Genomic DNA, 20462 nt, shown 5'->3' with positions numbered 1-20462 from the left:
TCGCGTTCGATGAACCGGAGGTGGGTCGATGACGACCCTGGAGGAAGCGCGGGCACTGGTGCGGCGCCGTTGGGGGATGGTGATCGACGGGCGTGTGACGCCGTCGGAGTCCGGGCGAGAGCTCGACGTCGTCGCGCCGGCGACCGGCGAGATCGTCGCGACGTTCCCCCACGGGACGAGCATCGACGTCGACCGCGCCGTCGAGTCTGCGCACGCGTCCTTCGCCGCGTGGCGCAGGGTGCCCGCGATCGAACGCGGCCGGCTGGTCTCCAGGCTGGCCGACGCCGTCGAGGCCGCGGGGGAGGAGCTCGCGGCGATCGACGCCCTGGAGAACGGCACCCCGCTCCACCTCCTACGCAAGGACGTCGGTCTCGCCGTCCAGCGCCTGCGCTACTACGCGGGACTCGCCCTCCAGCTGCGTGGCGAGTCCATCCCCGCCGACGGCGGGATCGACTTCACCCGGATGGAGCCGTACGGCGTCGTCGCCCGACTCGTCCCCTTCAACCACCCGCTGATGTTCGCGGCGAGCGGCGTCGGTGCCCCGCTCGTAGCCGGCAACACCGTCGTGCTCAAGCCGTCGGAGCACACCTCGCTCTCCGCGCTCCGGATCGGCGAGCTGGCCGCGGAGATCCTGCCCGCGGGCGTGGTCAACGTCGTCACCGGTCTTGGCGCCGACGTCGGTGCCCGCCTCACCGCGCATCCGCGCGTACCGCGTGTGGCCTTCACCGGCAGCGTCGAGACGGGCCTGCAGATCCAGCGGCAGGCGGCGTCGGAGGTCGTCAAGGTCGTCACCCTTGAACTCGGCGGCAAGAACCCGCTCATCGTCTTCCCCGATGCCGACGTCCACGAGGCCGTCCGCGGCGCGATCAATGGCATGAACTTCACCTGGCAGGGCCAGTCCTGCGGCTCGACCTCCCGCCTGTTCGTCCACCGCTCTCTGGTGGAGCAGGTCGAGGCGGGGCTCAGCGAGGCGCTCAACAGTTTCGTAGTCGGCGACCCGTTCGACCCGAACTCGCAGATGGGTGCCCTTGTCAGTCGGTCGCACCACGAGCGCGTGAGCCGGTTCATCTCGGAGGGGCGGGAGGACCCCGCCGCCAGGGTCATCGCCGGAGACGGGGAACTGCCGGAGTCCGGTCTGTTCGTCCGACCCACGGTGCTCTCGTTCCCGGATGCGGCCCACGACTCCCGCATCCTCGACACGGAGATCTTCGGCCCCGTCCTCGCCGTCGTCCCCTTCGACACCTACGAAGACGTGATCGCCCACGCCAACGCGCTCCCGCTCGGACTGACCGCCAGCGTATGGACGTCCTCGCTGGACATCGCGACCGCGGCAGTGCGCGACCTCGAGGCCGGCTACGTGTGGGTGAACGCGAGCTCGCAGCACATCCCCGGTGCGCCGTTCGGGGGCGCCAAGAACAGCGGCGTGGGGCGCGAGGAGGACCTCGGCGAGCTCTACTCCTACGCCCAGACCAAGAACATCTTCATCCGGACGGAGAACTGACCGACATGACGGACATGTACGACGGACTCATCATCGGCTCGGGTCAGCACGGCCTCATCTTAGGGACCTACATGGCCAGGCTCGGGCTCAAGGTCGCTGTGCTCGAGCGGCGCAACATGTTCGGCGGCGGCCTGAGCACGGTCGAGCCGGGGCCGCCGGGCTTCTACCAGAATCCGCACTCGATCAACCACTTCAACATCACGGACAGCCCCTGGTTCACGGACCTCGGACTTGCGGACACGGTCCGCTACGTGACGCCGCGCTACGAGTTCGCCCAACCCCACCTCGACGGCACATCGCTCGTCATCTCCCGCGACGCCGAGGAGACCATCGCGTCCCTAGCCCAGATGTCCAAGAAGGACGCCGAGACCTTCCGCGACTGGAACCGACGCGCCGACGCCATCAGTAACATGGTGTTCCTCGCTGAACGCTACTCCGAGCCGCTGGCCGAGGCGGAGCGCAACGAGCTCCTCTCCCGCACCGCGATCGGCCGGGACTTCCTCGAGATCATCGACCACCAGCCGCTCGACCTCGTCAAGGAGCTGTTCGACAACGAGCGGATCCAGCTCCTCATGCTGTTCAAGCTCTCTCTGTTCGGCACCGTGCTCTACGACGCCGTCTCGGAGAAGAGCCCGATGGGCTCGGCTGTCCGAGGGTTCGACCTCAGCGCCGGCTACCAGGTGTGCGTCGGCGGGAGCTGGAACCTCGCGCGCGGCCTGCACGAGCGATTCCTCCAGGCCGGCGGCACGTTCATCAACCACGCCGAGGTCTCGCGCATCGTGGTCGATGGCGGACGCGCGACCGGCGTCGAGCTCTCGGACGGGCGCTCCTTCAAGGCCCGCCAGTTCGTGGCCAGCACGATCGACGTCCCCCAGACGTTCACGAAGCTCGTCGGCCAGGACCAGCTTCCGCAGGCGTACCGCACCAAGGTCGACAATTTCAAGCAGACCGCCTGGACCTTGTTCGGCGTTCACCTCGCGCTCAAGGAGGCTCCGCAGTACGTCGGAGCAGACTTCAACCCCAACATCAACAAGTCGCTGAAGTACAACGTGGGCGCCGAGACGATGGAGGACCTGTTCGGCCTGCACAGTCAGGTGGCCGCCGGCCAGATCCCAGACCTGGTCTCGTTCGGAACCGGGCACATCACCCAGTTCGACCCGAGCCAGGCACCCCCCGGCAATCACACTGCCTACGCCTGGTACCCGATGCCGTTCGCACCCGGCGGGGACCCGAACAACATCGAGGCCGTCAAGGCAGACATCGCGCAGAAGGTGCTCGACGAATGGCGGAAGTACGCGCCAAACCTGACGCCTGACAACATCCTGCACGTTTACACCTACACCGCGAACGACTACCACCGCGAGTTCACGAACATGGTGAACGGCGACATCTTCGTCGGCTCCTTCGCCGGCGAGCAGTCCATGTGGAACCACTTCGGCTACCGCACGCCCATCGAGAACCTCTATATGGCCGGGTCTCCCACCCACCCCGGTGGCGGTATCTCCGGAGGTGGTGGCTACATCGCCTCGCGCGTCATCGCCGAGGACCTCGGCCTCACGCCCTGGTGGACCCCGATGGACGTCCGATCCGTCCTCAAGGCCGCCACCGACTGAACTCAAGCCACTCTTTCTCCCGTTCATCTCCCCCTGACAAGGAAGTCACTCCATGAACACACGAATGCGTATGCGAATCCTCCCCGTCGCGACGGCCGCCGCCCTGCTGCTCGGGGCCTGCGGGGGAGGCGATGACGACGCCACGACTGACGACGCCGACGAAGGCGGCGGCGAGGGCGAGGGTGGCAGCGAGGGTGGCGACGGCGCCTCGGAGGCGCTCACCGAGATCACCGTGGGAGTCCTGCCGATCGTCGACGTCGCCCCGATCTACCTCGGGGTCGAGCAGGGGTTCTTCGAGGAGCAAGGGCTCGACGTCGAGCTCGTCACCGGGCAGGGAGGCGCGGCACTCATCCCGGCAGTGATCTCGGGCGAGAACGAGTTCGGATTCTCCAACTTCACCTCGCAGGTGAACGCCGTCAGCCAGGATCTCCCGCTGCTCTCCGTCAGTCCGGGCGTCTTCACCACGGGCGAGCAGGGCGACGACGCAGCCGGGGTCGTCGCCCTGCCCGAAGCCAACATTGAACGTGCCGCCGACCTGGAGGGCCTGACGATCGCCACCAACACTTTGGCGAACAACTTCGTCATGACGATCAGCCACGCGGTCGAGGAGGACGGGGGCGATCCGGACCTTATCGAGTGGGTCGAGATCCCGTGGCCCGAGATGCCGGCAGCCGTGGCGAACGGGCAGGTCGATGCAGGCGTCGTCGTCGAGCCATTCGTCACCTTCGCCGAGGACGAGGGTGCCGAGGTCGTCCTATGGCACTGGGTCGAGACCGACCCGAACTTCCTCGTCGCGGGCTACTTCACCACGGAGCAGTACCAGGCAGACAACCCCGAGACCGTCGAGGCGTTCGTCGCCGCGCTCGACGAGTCCCGGACCTACGCCGACGAGAACCCCGACGAGGTTCGACGCATAACTGGCACCTACACGGAGATCGATGAGGACGTGCTCAACCGGATGCACCTACCCCGGTTCGGCGGCGAGTTCGTCATCGAGGAGCTGCAGTGGCAGGCCGACCTGGCCAACGACTTCGGCATCACCAACGGTGCGGTCGACGTGGCGGAAATGCTGTTCAACGAGTGAGAACCGGGTCCGGGTGCCCACGTCCGCGATGAGCGCGGGTGTGGGCACCCGCAACCTCGGTCACGCTCGTCCCGCAGCGGGCGGCACGAGATCGCGCGATGCGGCGACGATCACGGTGCGCAGCCAGTCGATCCCCGGTGGCACCAAGAAGTGGGTGAGAACAGTCTCGGCACGGCGTGTCGTCATTATCCGGCGACGCGCGCCTTGTCCCGCGGAGCCCGGTCTTGGACCCTGGCGTCATGACCACTCCAGCCCAGTTCGCAATCGTCACGCTCGGAGTCGCCGACCTCGACCTGAGTGTCGACTTCTACAGGGCGCTCGGCTGGGAGCAGCGCGGCGACAAGTCCGCGGGCATCACCTGGTTCCGCACGTCGGGCACGTGGATCGGCCTGCTCGACCACGACGCACTGGCCGATGACGTCGGCCTCCCCGCGGATCCGCCGACCACCTACCGCGGCATCACGCTGGCGATCAACGTCGACTCGGTCGACGAGGCGGCCGCGGCGTTCGCCCATGCAGTCGGCGTCGGCGCACGACCCGTCAAGGTGCCCGAGCCCACGGAGTGGGGCGGATACTCCGGCTACTTCGCCGACCCGGACGGCCACCTCTGGGAGGTCGCGCACAACCCGTTCTTTCCAATACCCGACGACGGGACCATTGACATCCCCGTCTGACAACGGGCTCCCTACGGCGTCGGCGACTTCCGTGGCCGGAAGGCACCCGTCGAGCTCGACGCTCGCACCGCGCGTCAGCAGGGGATCCGCCTCGTCGACGTAACGCCAGATCGCGACCCGGTGCTTCGGCGACTGGCGGTAGGTGTTGGCGGTCACCTCACAACCACCGTGGGTCGTGTCCACCATGCGGTGCCCTCGCCGCGACATCTCGGCCAAGTGAGTCGACTTCCCGGCGCCGGACATCCCGGTGAGCAGGATCCGCACCATCAGTCGTCCGTTCAGGCGTACACGGCGGCGAGCCAGTCCTCCCACTTCTTCGTCTCTGCCTCCGCGTCGGCGTCCGTGAAGAGGTAGTGCCCGAACGCGACCGGCATGCCCATCACCGTGTTGTTGTGGAAGCGGTAGAGGCCGTCCGCGGCGCGGACGCCGACGAAGTCGTCGGTGGGGACGACCCAGTCGACGACGCCCACGATCGGCTCGAGACCCGCGGGCGTGAGTGTCACCTCGTCACCGACGGCGAGGGTGCCGGTGACACCGAGCGCGGCCGCGACCGGCGCCCAGGCCGCGGGGGAGGTCTGCGACTGCGGGCCCTGCCCGGTGACGAACGTGCCGTCCCGGCCGGCGAAGTGGGTGAGGTACTGGGCGAGGTTGACCATGTACAGGTCCCACCCGTACCCGGTCATCGTCTCGAAGTCGTACTCGCCGCCCCAGTCGTCGCCGAGGAAGCCGCTGTGCACGAACGTGAGGACCGTCGTCGCGTCGTCGCGCGCCTCGATGAGGTACTCGTAGGCATGGAACGCCCCGTCGGGGCCGTCGGGCGTACGGACGAAGAGACGCTCGTTCTCCTGCCGCTCGACCTGCATCCCCTCGGCCTCCATGGCGTCGGGGTCGGGGGACCAGGAGCGTTGCCCTTCGCGCGTGGCGACGGCGTGCCACACCTGGGCCGGGGTCGCCGGGAGGACGACCTCCTTGCGGATCTCGAACCGGTCGGACATGACGTTCTCCTCAGGTGGTGGGGACGTGGGGGTGGACGGCGACGACGAGGCGGTGGGTGCGCGCCCCGTCGGAGTCGGGACAGTGGTAGCGCCGCACGAGGTCGGTGACGGCGTGCTCGAGCTCGCGGGAGAACGCGGCCCGGTCGGCGGCCGAGGCGAACCGGACCTCGCCGTCGACGGCCCAGGTCGCCACCCGGGTGCCCGTCCGGCGCGCACCGGTGACCAGCGCGCCGACGTCGCGGACCAGCCGGGCGGCCAGCGCGAGCAGCCACGCGGCCGAGACCCGGTCCGGGTGCCGGTCGGGGTTGGGCTGCACCTCGGCCAGCGTCTCGGGCGAGATGACGAACGACCCGGCCCGCGAGCGCACGACGCGCTCGGTGAAGTTGCCGCGTCGGCGCTCCTCGACGAGCTCGACGAGGCCGCGCTCCTCGAGCACGCGCAGGTGGTAGTTGACCTTCTGGCGCGGCAGGCCGAGGTGGGCGGCGAGCGTCGTCGCCGATCCGGGCTCCACCAGGGCGGCAAGGACCCGGGAGCGCACCGGGTCCAGGGCGGCCGCGGCGGTGGCCGCGTCGTCGATGAGGTCGATGTCGAGCACGGGAGCGATCGTGCGCTTGACAAAAAGATCTGTCAAGAGCGACGTCGACGAGGTTGTCCATCCGTGGAACCGGGCGTCCCGGTACCGGGGGCGCTGCCTAGACTGACGCCGCCCGCCATCTTCGAGGAGGCCCCATGGTCGCGCCCGCGATCCTTCGTACCGTCCGCGCCGTCAGTCTCGACGTCGACGGCACGATCTCCGGCGACGACCACGCCGTCGCGCCCCGCACCGCGGCCGCCGTCACCCGCATCGTCGAGCTCGGCCTGCCGGTCTTCCTCCTCACCGGGCGGGCGCGCGCCAACACCCTCGGCCTGGCGCGGGACCTGAGGATCCCCAACATCGTCACCAGTGACAACGGCGCAGTCCTGCTCGACCCCGTGCGCGGCGAGGACGTCGCCGTGCGACCGATGGCCCGCGAGCACGTCCGCAGCCTCGTCGAGCTTGCCGCCGAGCTCGACCTCGACATCACGTGGTGGACGACGGAGGCGATCTACGTCGAGCACGAGGGCGCCGCGGCCGACCTCCTGCGCCGGCTCAACGGCGACCTCGTCGAGGTCGGCGACACGCAGGACCTCCCGGAGAAGGTCACGAAGGTCATGCTGTTCGGCACACGCGAGCAGCTTGACGACGCGGCGGACACGATTCGTTCCCGCTTCCCCGACGCGACCCGGTCGATGGACACCTTCTTCGAGTTCGTCGACGACGCGGCCACCAAGTGGAACGCGCTGACGGAGATGCTCGCCCGCCACGGCGTCGACCCGGAGCACTGCCTCGGGATGGGCGACGGCGGCAACGACGTCGAGTGGCTCGGCCGCATCGGCGTCCCGATCGCCATGGGCAACGCGCGTCCCGAGGTCAAGGAGGTGGCCGTCGACGAGACGGCGACGAACGTCGAGCACGGCGTCGCGCTCGTCCTCGAGGCGCTGGCCGACGAGCTCACCCGCACGAACGAGCCGGATACCGCGACGACGGACGACTGACCTCGGCGTCCGTCTCGTCGTCCGCCCCGGTCCCCGAGCTCGCCAGCAGCGCGGCGATCGCCGTCGTCACGGGGATGGCCAGGACGAGGCCGATCGACGACACGAGCGTGCGCACGACCTCCTCGGCGATCTCGCCGGACAGCAGGGTGTCGGCCACGGGCCGTTCGACGAGCGACGCGAGCATGATGAGCGGCAGCGCCGTCCCCACGTAGGCGAACGCGAGCGTGTAGACCGTCGAGGCGATGTGGTCCCGCCCGATGCGCATCGTCCGGACGAACAGGCGACGCCGGGAGACCCCCGGGTCGGCCGCCGCGATCTCCCACGCGGCCGACGCCTGCGTGATCGTCACGTCGTTGAGCGCGCCGAGCCCCGCGATGACGATGCCGCACATGAGCAGGTCGCCCAGGGAGATCCCGGGGAACTGCTGGAACAGCATGAGACCCGTCTCGGCGGCCCCCGTGAGGTTCGCCGCCCCGGTGCCCCACATCGCGAGCAGCACCGTGACGGCGAGCCCGACGAACGTGCCGAGCAGCGCCGTCGTCGTGCGGATCGATACCCCGTGCGCGAGGTAGACGGCGAGGAACATCATCGCCGAGGAGCCCACCAGCGCGGTGAGGACCGGCGAGGACCCGAGCATGAGCACGGGCAGGATGAACAGCGCCACGACGGCGAGGGAGCCGAGCAGGCCGACGACGGCGGCGAGCCCCTTCCAGCGCGCCACGGCGAGGACCGCGGCGAGGTAGAGCACCGTCAGCCAGGCCACGGGGACCGTGCGCTCGAACTCCCAGAACGAGTACAGCGTTCCCGTCCCGATGTTGCTCGGGACGTAGAGCAGCTGGACCCGGTCGCCGACGTCGATGTGCGCGGCCACCGACGGGTGCGGCGGGGCCACGGCGGTCTCGTGCCCGTCGTGTCCGCCCTCCGTGACCCGGGCGAGCATCTCGCTCGCGGGGTCGTCCGGGTCGGGCGCCTCGATCACCTCGGCCGAGACGATCTGCGTCCCGTCCTGGAGCAACGGGAGCGAACCCATCGGGCTCTCGCCGCGCGGCCACAGCGCGACCAGCCCCACGATCGTTGCCACCAGCAGGGGCAGGACGAGTGCGGCGAGCAGCCTGCGTACGCGCCTGCGGCGGCCCTCGGGCAGCTCCGACGTGACAGTGGAGTGGGAGTGCGACACGTGGGACATGGTCGTACAGGCCAGGCGCACGCCTCGACGGGCGCGCCGCGTCAGGCGTGGTCGCGCGGGTCACCGCTCCGGGTCGAGGGGGATCCGGGTCGAGGGGGAGCCGAGCGACCGTGCGCTATCTGGGGCCGCGAGCCACGCGCACGGCCTGTGCGACGAGGACCGCCTGCAGCGGAAGGCGCCCGTCGGCGACGGCGCGCCACGGCGGGGACCGGCGCCGCCAGTCCGCGGCCATCTGGACGTTCGCCGGAAAGACCGCGACGAACAGGGCGGCGGCCGCGGCGCCGCCGAGCCGGCGTGTCCGGGGGAGCGTGATCAGCCCGGCGACGGCCAGCTCGGCCACGCCGGAGGCATAGGTGTAGGCCCGGGGGCTGCCCGGCAGCCGGGGCGGAACGATCTGGTCGAACGTGCCGGGAACCGCGAAGTGCATCGTCCCCGCTCCGGCGAGGAGCACCGTGAGGAAGCGGGCGGTCCGGCGACTCATCCGGACACGCTACCCGCGCCGCGGCACGGACGAACCGTGCCGCGGCTGCGTGCGTGCTCAGATCGAGTAACGGGCCTCGGTGGACATGTCGAACAGGTCCTCCACCGTGAGTCTCCCGCTGACCAGTCCCTGTTCGCTGGAGTATCGCAGGAAGGTCTCCAGCACGTGCCGGTTCGCCTCGACGCCGTAGCTCCAGTAGTTCTCGCCGAGCAGTGCGACCGTCCGGTCGAGCTCGGCGGCGAGCCAGGGGAGCGCGACGAGCAGGGCGGATCGGTAGCGCAGGTCGTCCATCGCGGCGTCGCGGGAAGCGAGGCACGCGTCGACGAGCGAGGTGGCCACCCACGGGTTCCGCTCCAGGATCTCCCGGCGCACGACGAGCACGTGCATGATCGGGAAGATCCCGGTGGCGCGGAAGTAGGCGACCTCGACGTCCCGGTGGCCAGGGAACAGCGGCTCGACGAGGCCGTCCGCGAGCGCCCCGGGGGAGTGCGCCGTGATCAGCCCGTCGAGCTCCCCGGTGGCGAGCAGGTCGGTCAGCGAACGGTCGGGCGGAGCCGTCTCCAGCTGCACCCGGTCCGGGAGGTCGAGCGCGATCTTCTCCGTGCGGCCGGGGCTCTCGGCCCCACCGGTGACCCAGGTGATCGAGTCGAGGTCGACCCCATGGTGCTCGCCGAGGATCCCGCGTTGCCACACGGGTGCGGTCATCTGATATTCGGGGACCCCGACCCGCCGGCCGTCGAGCTGCTCCGGCCGAGTGATCCCTGATCCCGTGCGCACGTAGATGTTCTGGTGCCGGAAGTACCTCGACGGGTAGACCGGCAGCGCGACGAACCGGTCGTCGCCCCCGTCCCGCCCGAGGGTGTAGGAGGACAGCGACATCTCGCTCACATCGAACTCGGCGTGCCCGAGCTGGCGGAAGAAGACCTCCTCGACCGGCATGGACAGCATCGTGAGCTCGATGCCCTCGGGTCGGACTCGTTCGTCGCGCAGCGCGGCGAACCGGTCGCAGCGCGTGGCGGCGAAGGACAGGTGCAGCCGGCTCACGGCAGCAGCAGGTCGAGGTCGGGCTGCTCGGACATCGTGCCGAACTCGATCGCCTTCTCGGCGAGGAACTCGGCGGCCTCGCGGCTCATCTCGGGAACGAATCGTGGCAGCACCATCCGCTCGAGGACATCCTCGTCGATCTCGGTGTAGGTGCCGGTGATGCGCCGCACCTCGTCCGGGTTCTCCTCGGAGAACTCGAGCGACCGGTCGACGGCTCGAGCGAAGGCGTCGACCAGCTCGGGGTCGTCCTCGATGAGGGCGCCGGAGGTGAACACGCAGCTGACGTCGAGATCCGGGTGCATCTCCGCGAACGGCCACGAGATCACCGTCGCGCCCATGTCCAGCGCCTCGGTGACGAACGGCTCGACCGCCCAGACCGCGTCGACCTGACCGGTCTCCAGCGCGGCGGGCGCCTCGGGGAACGGGACCTCGATGAACTCCACCGTCGACTCGTCGCCGCCGTCGCGCTGGATCGCGGTGCGGATGATGGTGTCGCCGATGTTGTTCAGCGTGTTGACGGAGACGGTCCGCCCCTCGAGGTCGGCCGGCGACTCGATGCCCGAGTCCGGCATGACGAGCACCGCCGAGAAGTCCGGGTCGCCCTGCGCGGTGTTGGCGTTGGCGATGCACTGGATGTCCAGGCCCTGTTCGCGAGCGATCATCGACGACAGGAGATTGCCGCGGCCGAACTCGTGCTCGCCGGAGACGACCGAGGGGATGACCGCGGCGCCGCCCGCGGCGGACTCGATCGTCAGGTCGATGCCTTCCTCCTCGAAGAAGCCCTGCTCGAGGCCCAGGTGGAGCGGTGCGGAGTCGACGATCGGCTGCGTCGAGATGGTCACCGGTGTCGGCCCGTCCTGGCCGTCGGGCGAATCGGACTCATCGTTGCTCCCGCAGGCGGAGAGGACGAGCAGGCAGGCCAGGGCGATGCCGGTGGCCCGGACGCGTCGTGGAGTGGTCATGTCATGTCCTTGATCGGTGTGGAGAGTGGATTCAGCTCTGGATCTGGGCGCACCAGACGTCCCAGGCACGGCGGATCTGGCCGCCGATCGAGGTCGTGGCGGTGGCCGCCTCGGAGCGGGTGAGGTGGACGGGCGAGCCGAGCGGCAGAGCGGCGAGCAGCACGGAGGCGTTGACCTCGGCGTAGATCGCCCGATAGGTGACCTCCGGGACCGAGCCGCCGACCGCCGTCGACCCGTGCCCCCGCATGAGCACGAGCGGCCGATCGCCGAGCACGTGCGCGAGGGCAGCCCCCCGGTCCCCATCGGTGACGAGCAGATCGGTTCCGTCGGCCACCTCGTTGCGCTGGTCGTAGACCGGAGCGCGAGAGCCGAGGAAACCGGCCATGTGCATGACCGGCACGAACGGGACGTCCGTGAGCCCGAACGGCAGGATCGCGGCCGAGTGCGAGTGCACGACCGCGGCGACGTCGGGACGGGCACGGTAGATCTCCGTGTGGATGTGGCTCTCGAGGTACGGGGCACGGTCGTCGTCGACGGTGCCGTCGAGGTGATGGACCTGAAGGTCGTCGGTGGAGACCTGCCCCGGCGCAAGGTTGCGGGACAGGAGGAACGAGTCCCCGCTCAGGCGGGCCGAGACGTGCCCGAAGGCATCCAGCACGGAGTGCCGTACGAGGATGTGGTTCGCCTGGACGATCTGCCTACGCAGCTCGTTCGCGCTCGGGTCGGTCCTGGTCACGGCGCTCCCTCGTATCGGTCACACGTCGATGTGTGATGAGGACGCTAGGGCTGGGACAGGCAACGGCCAACCGACGTATTCTCCTCAGAGGAATCTCAAGGAGGTGAGCCCCGACCGTGACTCATGAACCGGGCCATCACGTCCCCGGCTACCCCGTAGCCGGCGTGTCGCGCACGCTCGGCGCACTCGAGGTCCTCGCCGCCGCCGAGAGCGTCTCGGTCGCCGAGCTCAGGGAGGCCCTGGGGATCGGGGCGTCGACGGCGCACCGTCTGCTCGCGATGCTCGTCTTCCACGGCTATGCCCTCCATCTCGACGACCGCCGATACGCGCAGGGCCCCGCGCTGTCGGCGCTCGCGCGCGGAACGGTGCTGAGGCGAGACACCCCGGAACCGGTACGGACGGCGATGGCGGCAGTCGCGGCGAGGTGCGGGGAGACCGTGCACGTCGGGTCTCTCATCGGCACCGACATCCTCTACACGGACGCGATCGACTCGCCTGCGGTGCTCCGCGTGACCACGCGCGTCGGCATCAGGCAGCCGGCGCACGGCACCTCGATGGGGCGATCGATGCTCGCCGAGCTCGACCCGGACGATCTTGATGCGATGTACCCCGGCACCGGGCCACCGGCACTCCCGAGCGGTGTCCACTACTCCCGCAGCGAGCTCGACGCCATGCTTGCAGCCATACGTGCGCGCGGCTGGGCGGAGAACCATGGCGACGTCGAGGAGGGGGTCTCCTCGGTCGCCGTGGCCGTCCACGGGTCGGCCGGCCGGCTCGGCCTGTCGATCTCGGGGCCGAGCACCCGGATGCCGGCTGAGCGGGTCGCCGACCTCGCGCACGTGCTGGTTGAGGAGTGCGCCGCCCTCGAGGGCACTCTCGCCGGGTGAGGAAATGTCGTGGTGGCGCCGGGGTGGCGCCCCTACGGTTCGCCGCATGACACTTCGAGTGACGACGTCGTCACCCCACCGGTTCAGCCGCCTTGGCCCTGACCCGGAGGCGGATCTCGCCCGCGTGCGGCGGGTCATCGACTCCGGCCGGGTCACGCCGGACGATCTGTTCGTCGTCACGGACGATGCGGCAGACGTCGGCCGGGCGTTCCTCATGACGCTCGAGGACGGCACGCGCGTCATGCAGGCCGTCCGTCTGGACGCCGCTCACCCGGACGTCGTCGAGCTCGTCCGGCTCCTGCTCGACGCCGTCGCGGCGCGGGCAACCGCCACCGGGGCCGTGCGCGTGCACGCGGTCGTCACCGACGACGACTCTGCGCCGGACGCCCGACGCACCGCGCTTGCCGCGGCCGGCTGGCTGCCGGACGGCGACCGGCTCGAGCTCTCCGCAGTCCCGGTGCTGCGCGACCTGCCGGCCGGGGTGGTGGAGGTCGACCCGTCCGACCCTGCTGTGCTCGAGGTGCTCGGCGCTGCCATGGCGGACAGCCTCGACGACTACGACCGGGTCCAGGTCGCCGAGCTCGGCCCCGTCGCGGCAGCCCTCGCGTACCGCGACATGCTCGCCTCCTCCGGACGTCGCCCCGTGCCCTGGTTCGGCCACAGCACCGGATCCGGCCTCGACGGCGTGGCCGCGCTCGAGGGCTTCGACACTGACTGGTGCCTCGGCTACCTCGGCGTCGTCCCGGCCGGCCGCCGCAGGGGAGTCGGGGCGGCGCTGACCTCCGCGATGCTGTCCGCGACGGCGCAGGCAGAGGTGCCGCTGGCGACGGCCAGCGTCGCGGTCGGTAACGCGCCCGTGCGCGCCACGCTGGGGCGACAGGGCTTCACGGTGCGATCACGTCGCGCGGACTTCGTCCGGTACCTCGACCCGGCTGGGCGGACGGCTGACCGGACCTAGGCTCACGGGCATGCGCACCGACGGGTACGGCCGCCTCCAGGTCGTCGCCGGCCCCATGTTCTCCGGCAAGTCCGAGGAGCTGCTCCGCCGGGTCCGGCGTGCACGGCTCGCCGGTCTCGAGGTCGCCCTGGTCAACCACGCCTGGGACGAGCGATACGGCACGGGCGAGGTCACCTCCCACGCGGGACTCTCGCTCGGGTCGACGTCGGCTACCGACGTAGCGGCCCTGCTCGCGGCCGTCGGGGACCGTGAGCTCGACCTGCTCGCCGTCGACGAGGCCCAGTTCTTCGGCCCCGATCTCGTCCCGGCCGTCGAGACCCTGGTGCGCCGGGGGACCACCGTGGTCGTCGCGGGCCTGAGCGTGACGTTCGACGGCCGCCCGTTCGAGCCCCTGCCCACGCTCATGGCCATCGCCGAGGACGTCACCCGTCTGACGGCGGTGTGCGCGGTCTGCGGCGCGGACGCGGTCTTCCACCAACGGCTCCGCGGCGGCACGGGCGCGGATCCGCTCGAGGGCACGCCGGCCCACGTCGGCGGGACCGAGACCTACGTGGCGCGCTGCCGGCGCCACCACGAGCCCTGACCCGACCCGGCCCACCCGGCCGTCCCGAGTAGTCTCGGCCCATGCCCTCCACGCTCGCCGACGTCGTCGACGCCGTCCATCGGCGCTACCCGCCGGGGACCGCGGAGGCGTGGGACGCCGTCGGGCTCGTCGTCGGCGACACCGCCGCGCCGGTGCGTCGCGTCCACCTCGCCGTCGACCCGACCGAGGAGGTCGTCGACGAGGCACTCGCCCTCGGCGCGGACCTGCTGTGGGTCCACCACCCCCTGTTCCTCAAGGGCACGACGACGATGGCCACCACGAGCGACAAGGGTCGCCTCGTGCACCGGCTCATCACCGGCGGCTGCGCGCTCCTCACCTCGCACACGAACGCGGACATCGCCGTCGCCGGCGTCTCGCACGCGCTCGCCGACCTCCTCGGGCTCGTCGACCAGCGGCCCCTCGTGCCGACCGACGGACCGGCCGCGACCCTCGTCGTCCACGTGCCGGCCACGCACACGCGCCTCCTGCTCGACGCGCTCGCCCGCGCCGGCGCGGGGCGGCAGGGCGACTACGAGCGGGCGGCGTTCACCTCCCGGGGCACCGGGACCTTCCGGCCGCTGCCGGGTGCGCACCCGACGATCGGCGCCGTCGGAGACGTGGAGGAGGTCGAGGAGGACCGCCTCGAGATCCTCGTGCCCGCCGGTCGCGAGGGCGACGTGCTGCGGGCGCTGCGCGAGGCGCACCCCTACGAGGAGCCTTCCTACGCGCTGTTCCGCCACGACGGGGCGTCACCCGCCCCGACGACCGGCCACGGACGCGTCGGACGACTGCCCGCACCTCTCACGCTGGACGAGTTCGCCGACCTCGCCGCCGAGCGGCTGCCCGGTACGCCTGCCGGCCTCACCGTCGGTGGTGACCTGGCCGCCGAGGTGAGCACGGTCGCCGTCTCGGGCGGCTCGGGCGATGCGTTCCTCGCTGACGCCCGGCGGTCCGGGGCCGACGTCTACCTCACCGCCGACCTGCGCCACCACCCGGCCTCCGAGCACCTGGCGGGCGGCCGGCCGTACCTCGTCTCCGCGACCCACTGGGCGACCGAACGTCCGTGGCTCGACGTCGCCGCCCGCCTGCTGCGCGAGGACATGGGGCGCGAGGACGCGGGGCTCGAGATCACGGTCTCCGACCTCGTCACCGACCCGTGGGCGGCGCGCCACGGGGCCGACCGAACCGAAGGGAGCTGACATGCCTACCGCACCACTCGTCGACCAGTTGAGGCTGCTCGACCTGCAGGACCTCGACACGACGATCGCTCGGCTCGGCCACGAGCGGCGCTCGCTCCCGGTTCTCACCCAGATCGCCGAGCTCACCGGCCGCGCGGACGACCTGCACGACGAGCTCGTGCTCGCCGCCTCCGCCGCCGGCGACGCACGCCGTGCGCTGACCAAGGCCGAGGCCGACGTCGAGCAGGTCCGGTCGCGGGCCAGGCGCAACCAGGAGCGGCTCGACTCCGGCCAGGGGCTCTCCCGCGAGCTCGTTGCCCTCCAGGAGGAGCTCGAGCACCTCGCCGGCCGCCAGGCCACCCTCGAGGAGGCCGAGCTCGAGGCCATGGAGGTTGCGGAGGAGACCGACGCCCGGGTAACGGCGCTCAAGGAGCAGTCCGCTTCCGTGGCGACCGACCTCGAGTCGCTCGGCGCCGAGCGCGACGCGGCGTTCACCCGGATCGACGCCGACGTCGCCGCCCGGCGGTCCGAGCGCGACGAGCTCGCCGGCACGCTGCCCGGGCCGCTGCTCGACGAGTACGAGGCGGCGCGCCGCCAGACCGGGGGGCTCGGGGCGGTGGCCGTCCGCGGGCACCGGGCGGAGGGGGTCGCGGTCGACTTCACCCTCGCCGAGCAGTCGATGATCGACCGGGCCGCCGAGGACGAGATCCTCGTCAGCGAGGACCACGGCTTCATCCTCGTGCGGGTGGGGGACCGCCGGTGACCCGCCGGATCGTCCTTCACACCGACGGCGGCGCCCGCGGCAACCCCGGGCCCGCCGGCTACGGGGCCGTGCTCACCGACGCCGGGACGGGCGAGCGGCTCGCGAGCCGCAGCGGCTGGCTCGGGGAGACGACGAACAACGTCGCCGAGTACACCGCGGTCGTCGAGGGCCTGCGCGCCGCGGCGCGCATCGACCCCGACGCCGAGGTCGAGGTGCGGGCGGACTCCAAGCTCGTGGTCGAGCAGATGTCCGGCCGGTGGAAGATCAAGCACGAGGACATGCGCAGGCTCGCCCTCGAGGCGCGCGACGCCTTCCCGGCCCCCCGGGTCCGCTACACGTGGATCCCGCGCGCGCAGAACTCCGCCGCCGACGCCCTGGCGAACAAGGCGATGGACGCGCGCGAGGACGCGGACACCGACGAGTGGCTCACGAGCCGCACCCCGACGGCCGAGCTCGGCTCGGAGTCCGACGAACCGGCGACCGCACTGTTCGAGATCAGCGAGCCGGCGCCTACCGACGGCACACGTGCCGCGCCCGCCGCGGCGCCGGCTTCCGCGACCCGCCCCGCCGGCGTCGACCGGTCAGGCGGGGCCACGCGCGTGTACCTCGTCCGGCACGGCGTCACCGAGTGGACCGTCGGCGGCCGGCAGTCCGGCTCGGACACCCCCGGGCCGGACCTGCTCGACCTGGGCCGGCAGCAGGCCCGCCGTGCGGGCGCGCTCCTGCGCGCACTCGCGACGGACGACGACGCCGACCTGTCCTCGGCCGAGGTCCGCGTCTCGCCGATGGTGCGCACGCGGCAGACGGCGCAGGAGGTGGCGGCCGCGGCCGGCCTCGGCGAGGCCGTCGTCGACGACCGGCTCCGCGAGGTCGAGTTCGGCCGGTGGCACGGACTGACCACCGCGGAGATCGAGGACGGCTGGCCGGGCGAGTGGGCGCGGTGGCGGGCCGACATCGACGTCACGGCCCCGGACGGGGAGTCCCACCGCCAGGTCGGGGCCCGCGTGGCGAGGGTGCTCAAAGAGGTGGCGGGCACCGAGCGGCGCACGGTCGTGCTCGTCGCGCACGCCGTCGTCGTCCGCGCGGCCGTCGCGCTCGTGGCCGGCATCGAGCCCCGCGCCTGGGGGCGGGTGCGTGTGCGCCCGGGGTCGGTGACGATGCTGGGCGTGAGCGGCATCGACCCCGACGGCCGGTTCGAGGGACAGATCAACTACGTCGGCGCCCCGAGCGAGGGCGTCGGTTGACGGCTCACGGCCGCTGGGTGAGCACCATGGTCAGGTCCGTCGGTCCGCCCGTGCGGGCCGGGGGCGTCAGCTCGACGTCGGTGAGCGTCCAGGTCGTGCGCTCCGCCCCCTTGCGGGGCGGTGCGGCGGCCTCGCGGACGGTCCCCACCAGCTCTCCCGCCGCGGCCGCGAGCTCGTCCGGTGTGGCCGGGGCGGCGCCGCCCCGGCGCAGGAGGTGACCGACGAGCAGGCCGCGGAACCACTTCGCGTCGTGCGAGACCACCGAGCGGCGGCCCCCGCGCACCGTGACCGCTCCCACCTCGACGTGTTGCGCCGTCGGCGGGACCTTCCACATCGCCCGGTAGCCGCCCGAGCGGCAGTCCACGACGAGTGTGCCGGCCGCCCGATCGTCGAGCTCGGCCGCGAGCGGCCCGCGCCAGAAGGCGCCCAGCCCGCCGAGGTCGGGGAGCGTGGCGGTCGCCCCGAGGCGGTGGGCGGGGATCCGGTCGGCCGGGGAGAGCGCGCCGAACGCGGCCGACATGACGAGGACGTCGCGGTCCGCCCGCTCGCGTGCGGCCCCGTCGAGGTCGGCGATCCCGGCACGGTCGAACAGCACGCCCGTGAAGACTCGGTCGGCGCGCGCCGTCGGCAGCTCGTGGATCCGCCGTTGCGCCGCCACCTCCTCGCCGGCCGATGCCGGTGCCCGAAGGACCTCGAGCGCGTCGGGCCGGTTGCTGACGGCGACGAGGGCGTCGAGCACGGTGGAGCGCGCACGGGTCAGCCCGGGCAACGCGAGGGCGGTCAGGTCGAGCGGGGGTCCGTCGTCGGGGGCGGTCTTGCCCTCGGAGGGGGGAAGCAGCACGAGCACCACGGGAGCCTAACCGGGCACGATGCTCGTCCCCGCGGAGGTCCGACGGGTAGACTCACCTGTTGCGGAAGAGTCGGTCGGGCGGCCGCGTGGCCCTCGCGCCCCGAGGAACGTCCGGGCTCCGAAGGGCAAGGTGGTGGGTAACGCCCACCCGGGGTGACCCGCGGGACAGTGCCACAGAGAACAGACCGCCCCGCAAGGGGCAAGGGTGAAACGGTGGGGTAAGAGCCCACCAGCGCCACGGGTGACCGTGGCGGCTCGGCAAACCCCACCTGGAGCAAGACCAGACAGCAGGCGTTCGAGGACGGCCCGTCCGATGCCTGCGGGTAGGTCGCTGGAGGCGTACGGCAACGTGCGTCGTAGATGGATGGTCGCCACCGGCGGGGCAACCCGTCGGGACAGAACCCGGCGTACAGGCCGACTCTTCCGCCCCCGCGAGCCGGCTCGCGGCAACGTTGCTATCGTCATGTTCGACCAGGTCAGGGCATGTGCAGCCACGGCGAGGAGAAGGCGATCGTGACGAGCGACGACAGTACCGGCGGGAAGCGCCCGGGACCGATCCAGCAGTCGTTGGCGGTGATGGGCGCCTCGACCGGCGTGGCGATAGTGCTGGGGCTCCTCACCTGGTTGGTGCTGGAGCTCGCGGTCGGCCAGGAGCGCTCGAGCGCCGTGGGTACCGCCGCCTGGGTGGCTGTCGCGGTCCTCGCTGCCGGCGTCGTCTACAGCATGTTCCGCGCCCTGGGCGGCGAGATGTCGGACCGCTGACCCGCGGCACGGGCGGTCAGGGCGTGAGCACGTACCCGTTGGACGAGTGGTTCAACGCGATGATCCAGTTGCCGTCCTCCACGACCCGTTCCGGCAGGCACAGCACGAGGTTGCCCTCGACCGACTCGCCGCCGCTGATCGCCTCGGCGTGGAAAAGATCGTCGGGGGCGACCGCGGAGGTGGCGCCGTACACATCGCCGGATCTCGTCGTCCAGTAGACGAGCAGGGAGGCGAACGGCACGAACGGGTCCGCGGTCTCCGCCGTCACGCGGACGCGCTGGGTGACGTAGACGTGCCCGTCCGGGGGCGGGGGGTTACCGGCTTCGTGGGCCATGACCTCGTCGGTCGCGTCCCAGTCGGTGGGGCCCACGAGCTGTGCGTCGATCCGCTCACCGGTGTCGTCGAACGTCCACGGCATGACCGAGGAGCGGCCGAACGGCGTCGCGTTCTCGAGCTCGAGCTCCCCGAGCATGGCGAGTGGCTCGGTGTTGGTGGGGACGCCGTCGGGACCGGTGTGCGCGCTCTGGTCCTGCCCGCGCGGGAATGTGTCCTCGGGCCGGAGCCCGGCCAGTGTACCGGCGTCGTCCGTGCCGGTCTCGTCGGGTAGGTCGGACGGGTCCGTCGGCTGCCCGTCGGCGTGGCCGCCCCCGGCCTGGTCGCCTCCGGGCTCCGGCGGGGGCTCGACGTCGAACTTCCCCGGACCGTCCTCCTCGCGCGCGGCGGGCTCGCGCAGAACGAACGCCCAGATCGCCACCGCCACGAGCGCCACGCAGGTGGAGGCCGCGACCGCCGCGGGTGCGGCCCGCGTGTACCAGGGTCCGCGGCGCTCGGGAGCGGGCGGAGGTGAGGACGTGGCTGTCGGCGGCGTGGCGGAGTGGCCCGACGGCGCGTAGGGCGATGGCTCGTAGGGGGCGGCGGGGTGAGCCGGCGGAGCAGGGGGAGACGGTCCGTACGGCGCCGCCGCGTGTGGTGCGGAGGGCGAGAAGGGCGCGGACGGTGCGTGCGGCGGGGAGGCCATCGGTGGCCCGGAGGGCGCGGACGGTGGGGAGGCCATCGGTGGCCCGGAGGGCGCGGACGGCGCGTGCGGCGGGGAGGCCGTGGGGTGGCCGGCCGCGGCCTGCATCCCGAAGGCGGCCGAGGAGGACGTACCGACGAACGAGCGTCCCTGGTCCGGCGACCAGGCGTGGGTCTCGCGCAGGTCGTCCTGCTCGAGCCGGGCGGAGCGTCGGGTCGTGTCCTCGGGGTCGTCGTCGGCGCCGACGGGCTCCACCGGGTCCACGATCCACATCTGCCAGTCCCGAGGAGCCGGGGGCCAGCGTGGGTCAGGGCGCCAGCCGACCGGCGGCGCGAAGCCCGGAGGCACGTGCCAGCCAGGGGGCGGGTTGA

The 20462-nt window shown here is 71.7% G+C and carries 21 protein-coding genes and 1 other RNA gene; 13 read left to right on the top strand and 9 right to left on the bottom strand.

Annotated elements, in window-relative coordinates; genetic code table 11:
• Nucleotides 1-28 precede the first annotated feature (28 nt).
• The 4 genes from ACPYO4_RS09310 to ACPYO4_RS09295 all read left to right on the top strand — a co-directional run bounded on the left by ACPYO4_RS09310 (nt 29) and on the right by ACPYO4_RS09295 (nt 4872).
• Nucleotides 29-1501: an aldehyde dehydrogenase family protein gene (locus ACPYO4_RS09310; protein WP_425708947.1), complete on the top strand. Its 1473-nt coding sequence runs from the start codon at nt 29-31 to the stop codon at nt 1499-1501.
• Nucleotides 1502-1506: 5 nt separating this feature from the next.
• The gene (locus tag ACPYO4_RS09305) at nt 1507-3114 is read left to right on the top strand and encodes a phytoene desaturase family protein (RefSeq protein ID WP_425708946.1); all 1608 of its coding nucleotides are present in this window, start codon (nt 1507-1509) and stop codon (nt 3112-3114) included.
• Nucleotides 3115-3184: 70 nt separating this feature from the next.
• Entirely contained in the window at nt 3185-4198 is a 1014-nt protein-coding gene (locus ACPYO4_RS09300) for an ABC transporter substrate-binding protein (RefSeq protein WP_425708945.1), read from the top strand.
• A gap of 239 nt (nt 4199-4437) precedes the next feature.
• On the top strand, nt 4438-4872 hold the full coding sequence (locus ACPYO4_RS09295; RefSeq protein WP_425708944.1) for a VOC family protein: 435 nt from the start codon (nt 4438-4440) through the stop codon (nt 4870-4872).
• A gap of 278 nt (nt 4873-5150) precedes the next feature.
• Here ACPYO4_RS09295 and ACPYO4_RS09290 read toward each other — a convergent pair whose 3' ends face one another.
• Nucleotides 5151-5867 (bottom strand): SRPBCC family protein, encoded by a 717-nt coding sequence (locus ACPYO4_RS09290; protein WP_425708943.1) that lies wholly within the window; start codon nt 5865-5867, stop codon nt 5151-5153.
• A gap of 10 nt (nt 5868-5877) precedes the next feature.
• Nucleotides 5878-6462, bottom strand: coding sequence for an ArsR/SmtB family transcription factor (locus tag ACPYO4_RS09285; RefSeq protein WP_425708942.1), 585 nt, complete (start codon nt 6460-6462; stop codon nt 5878-5880).
• Between the two features lie 134 nt (nt 6463-6596).
• On the opposite strand from ACPYO4_RS09285, the gene ACPYO4_RS09280 reads away from it, so the two are divergent.
• Nucleotides 6597-7442: an HAD-IIB family hydrolase gene (locus ACPYO4_RS09280; protein WP_425708941.1), complete on the top strand. Its 846-nt coding sequence runs from the start codon at nt 6597-6599 to the stop codon at nt 7440-7442.
• Here the strand turns inward: ACPYO4_RS09280 and ACPYO4_RS09275 are convergent.
• The 5 genes from ACPYO4_RS09275 to ACPYO4_RS09255 form a co-directional block, all read right to left on the bottom strand.
• On the bottom strand, nt 7399-8619 hold the full coding sequence (locus ACPYO4_RS09275; RefSeq protein WP_425708940.1) for a YibE/F family protein: 1221 nt from the start codon (nt 8617-8619) through the stop codon (nt 7399-7401). The two genes, ACPYO4_RS09280 and ACPYO4_RS09275, sit on opposite strands and share 44 nt — an antisense overlap.
• Nucleotides 8620-8743: 124 nt before the next feature.
• Entirely contained in the window at nt 8744-9109 is a 366-nt protein-coding gene (locus ACPYO4_RS09270; protein ID WP_425708939.1) for a DoxX family protein, read from the bottom strand.
• Nucleotides 9110-9166: 57 nt separating this feature from the next.
• On the bottom strand, nt 9167-10153 hold the full coding sequence (locus ACPYO4_RS09265; RefSeq protein ID WP_425708938.1) for a hypothetical protein: 987 nt from the start codon (nt 10151-10153) through the stop codon (nt 9167-9169).
• The gene (locus tag ACPYO4_RS09260) at nt 10150-11115 is read right to left on the bottom strand and encodes an ABC transporter substrate-binding protein (RefSeq protein ID WP_425708937.1); all 966 of its coding nucleotides are present in this window, start codon (nt 11113-11115) and stop codon (nt 10150-10152) included. Before ACPYO4_RS09260 ends, ACPYO4_RS09265 begins: the two co-directional genes overlap by 4 nt.
• 31 nt (nt 11116-11146) lie before the next feature.
• Nucleotides 11147-11851 (bottom strand): class II aldolase/adducin family protein, encoded by a 705-nt coding sequence (locus ACPYO4_RS09255; protein WP_425708936.1) that lies wholly within the window; start codon nt 11849-11851, stop codon nt 11147-11149.
• A gap of 116 nt (nt 11852-11967) precedes the next feature.
• Here ACPYO4_RS09255 and ACPYO4_RS09250 point away from each other — a divergent pair, with 116 nt between their 5' ends.
• The 6 genes from ACPYO4_RS09250 to ACPYO4_RS09225 are packed head-to-tail and all read left to right on the top strand — an operon-like array spanning nt 11968 to nt 17464.
• Nucleotides 11968-12738, top strand: coding sequence for an IclR family transcriptional regulator (locus tag ACPYO4_RS09250; protein ID WP_425708935.1), 771 nt, complete (start codon nt 11968-11970; stop codon nt 12736-12738).
• 46 nt (nt 12739-12784) lie between these two features.
• The gene (locus ACPYO4_RS09245) at nt 12785-13696 is read left to right on the top strand and encodes a GNAT family N-acetyltransferase (RefSeq protein ID WP_425708934.1); all 912 of its coding nucleotides are present in this window, start codon (nt 12785-12787) and stop codon (nt 13694-13696) included.
• Between the two features lie 10 nt (nt 13697-13706).
• Entirely contained in the window at nt 13707-14279 is a 573-nt protein-coding gene (locus ACPYO4_RS09240) for a thymidine kinase (RefSeq protein WP_425708933.1), read from the top strand.
• 41 nt (nt 14280-14320) lie between these two features.
• A complete protein-coding gene (locus ACPYO4_RS09235) occupies nt 14321-15478 on the top strand; it encodes a Nif3-like dinuclear metal center hexameric protein (protein ID WP_425708932.1) in 1158 nt (385 codons plus the stop codon).
• A gap of 1 nt (nt 15479) precedes the next feature.
• On the top strand, nt 15480-16220 hold the full coding sequence (locus ACPYO4_RS09230) for a zinc ribbon domain-containing protein (RefSeq protein WP_425708931.1): 741 nt from the start codon (nt 15480-15482) through the stop codon (nt 16218-16220).
• The gene (locus tag ACPYO4_RS09225; protein ID WP_425708930.1) at nt 16217-17464 is read left to right on the top strand and encodes a histidine phosphatase family protein; all 1248 of its coding nucleotides are present in this window, start codon (nt 16217-16219) and stop codon (nt 17462-17464) included. Before ACPYO4_RS09230 ends, ACPYO4_RS09225 begins: the two co-directional genes overlap by 4 nt.
• A gap of 4 nt (nt 17465-17468) precedes the next feature.
• Here the strand turns inward: ACPYO4_RS09225 and ACPYO4_RS09220 are convergent, their stop codons facing one another.
• Nucleotides 17469-18311, bottom strand: a complete 843-nt coding sequence (locus ACPYO4_RS09220) for a YaaA family protein (protein ID WP_425708929.1) — start codon at nt 18309-18311, stop codon at nt 17469-17471.
• 69 nt (nt 18312-18380) lie between these two features.
• Here ACPYO4_RS09220 and rnpB point away from each other — a divergent pair.
• Both rnpB and ACPYO4_RS09210 read left to right on the top strand, forming a co-directional pair.
• Nucleotides 18381-18740, top strand: an RNA gene (gene rnpB, locus ACPYO4_RS09215) — RNase P RNA component class A.
• 57 nt (nt 18741-18797) lie between these two features.
• The gene (locus tag ACPYO4_RS09210) at nt 18798-19076 is read left to right on the top strand and encodes a hypothetical protein (protein WP_425708928.1); all 279 of its coding nucleotides are present in this window, start codon (nt 18798-18800) and stop codon (nt 19074-19076) included.
• Between the two features lie 16 nt (nt 19077-19092).
• Here the strand turns inward: ACPYO4_RS09210 and ACPYO4_RS09205 are convergent, their stop codons facing one another.
• Nucleotides 19093-20364 (bottom strand): hypothetical protein, encoded by a 1272-nt coding sequence (locus ACPYO4_RS09205; RefSeq protein ID WP_425708927.1) that lies wholly within the window; start codon nt 20362-20364, stop codon nt 19093-19095.
• Nucleotides 20365-20462: the final 98 nt, after the last annotated feature.

Origin of the sequence: Georgenia sp. Z1491, from assembly GCF_049856175.1 — a bacterium.
Lineage (GTDB): Bacteria > Actinomycetota > Actinomycetes > Actinomycetales > Actinomycetaceae > JB111.
The sequence above is the reverse complement of the archived record's forward strand: the minus strand, read 5'-3'. Positions and strand labels throughout refer to the sequence as shown.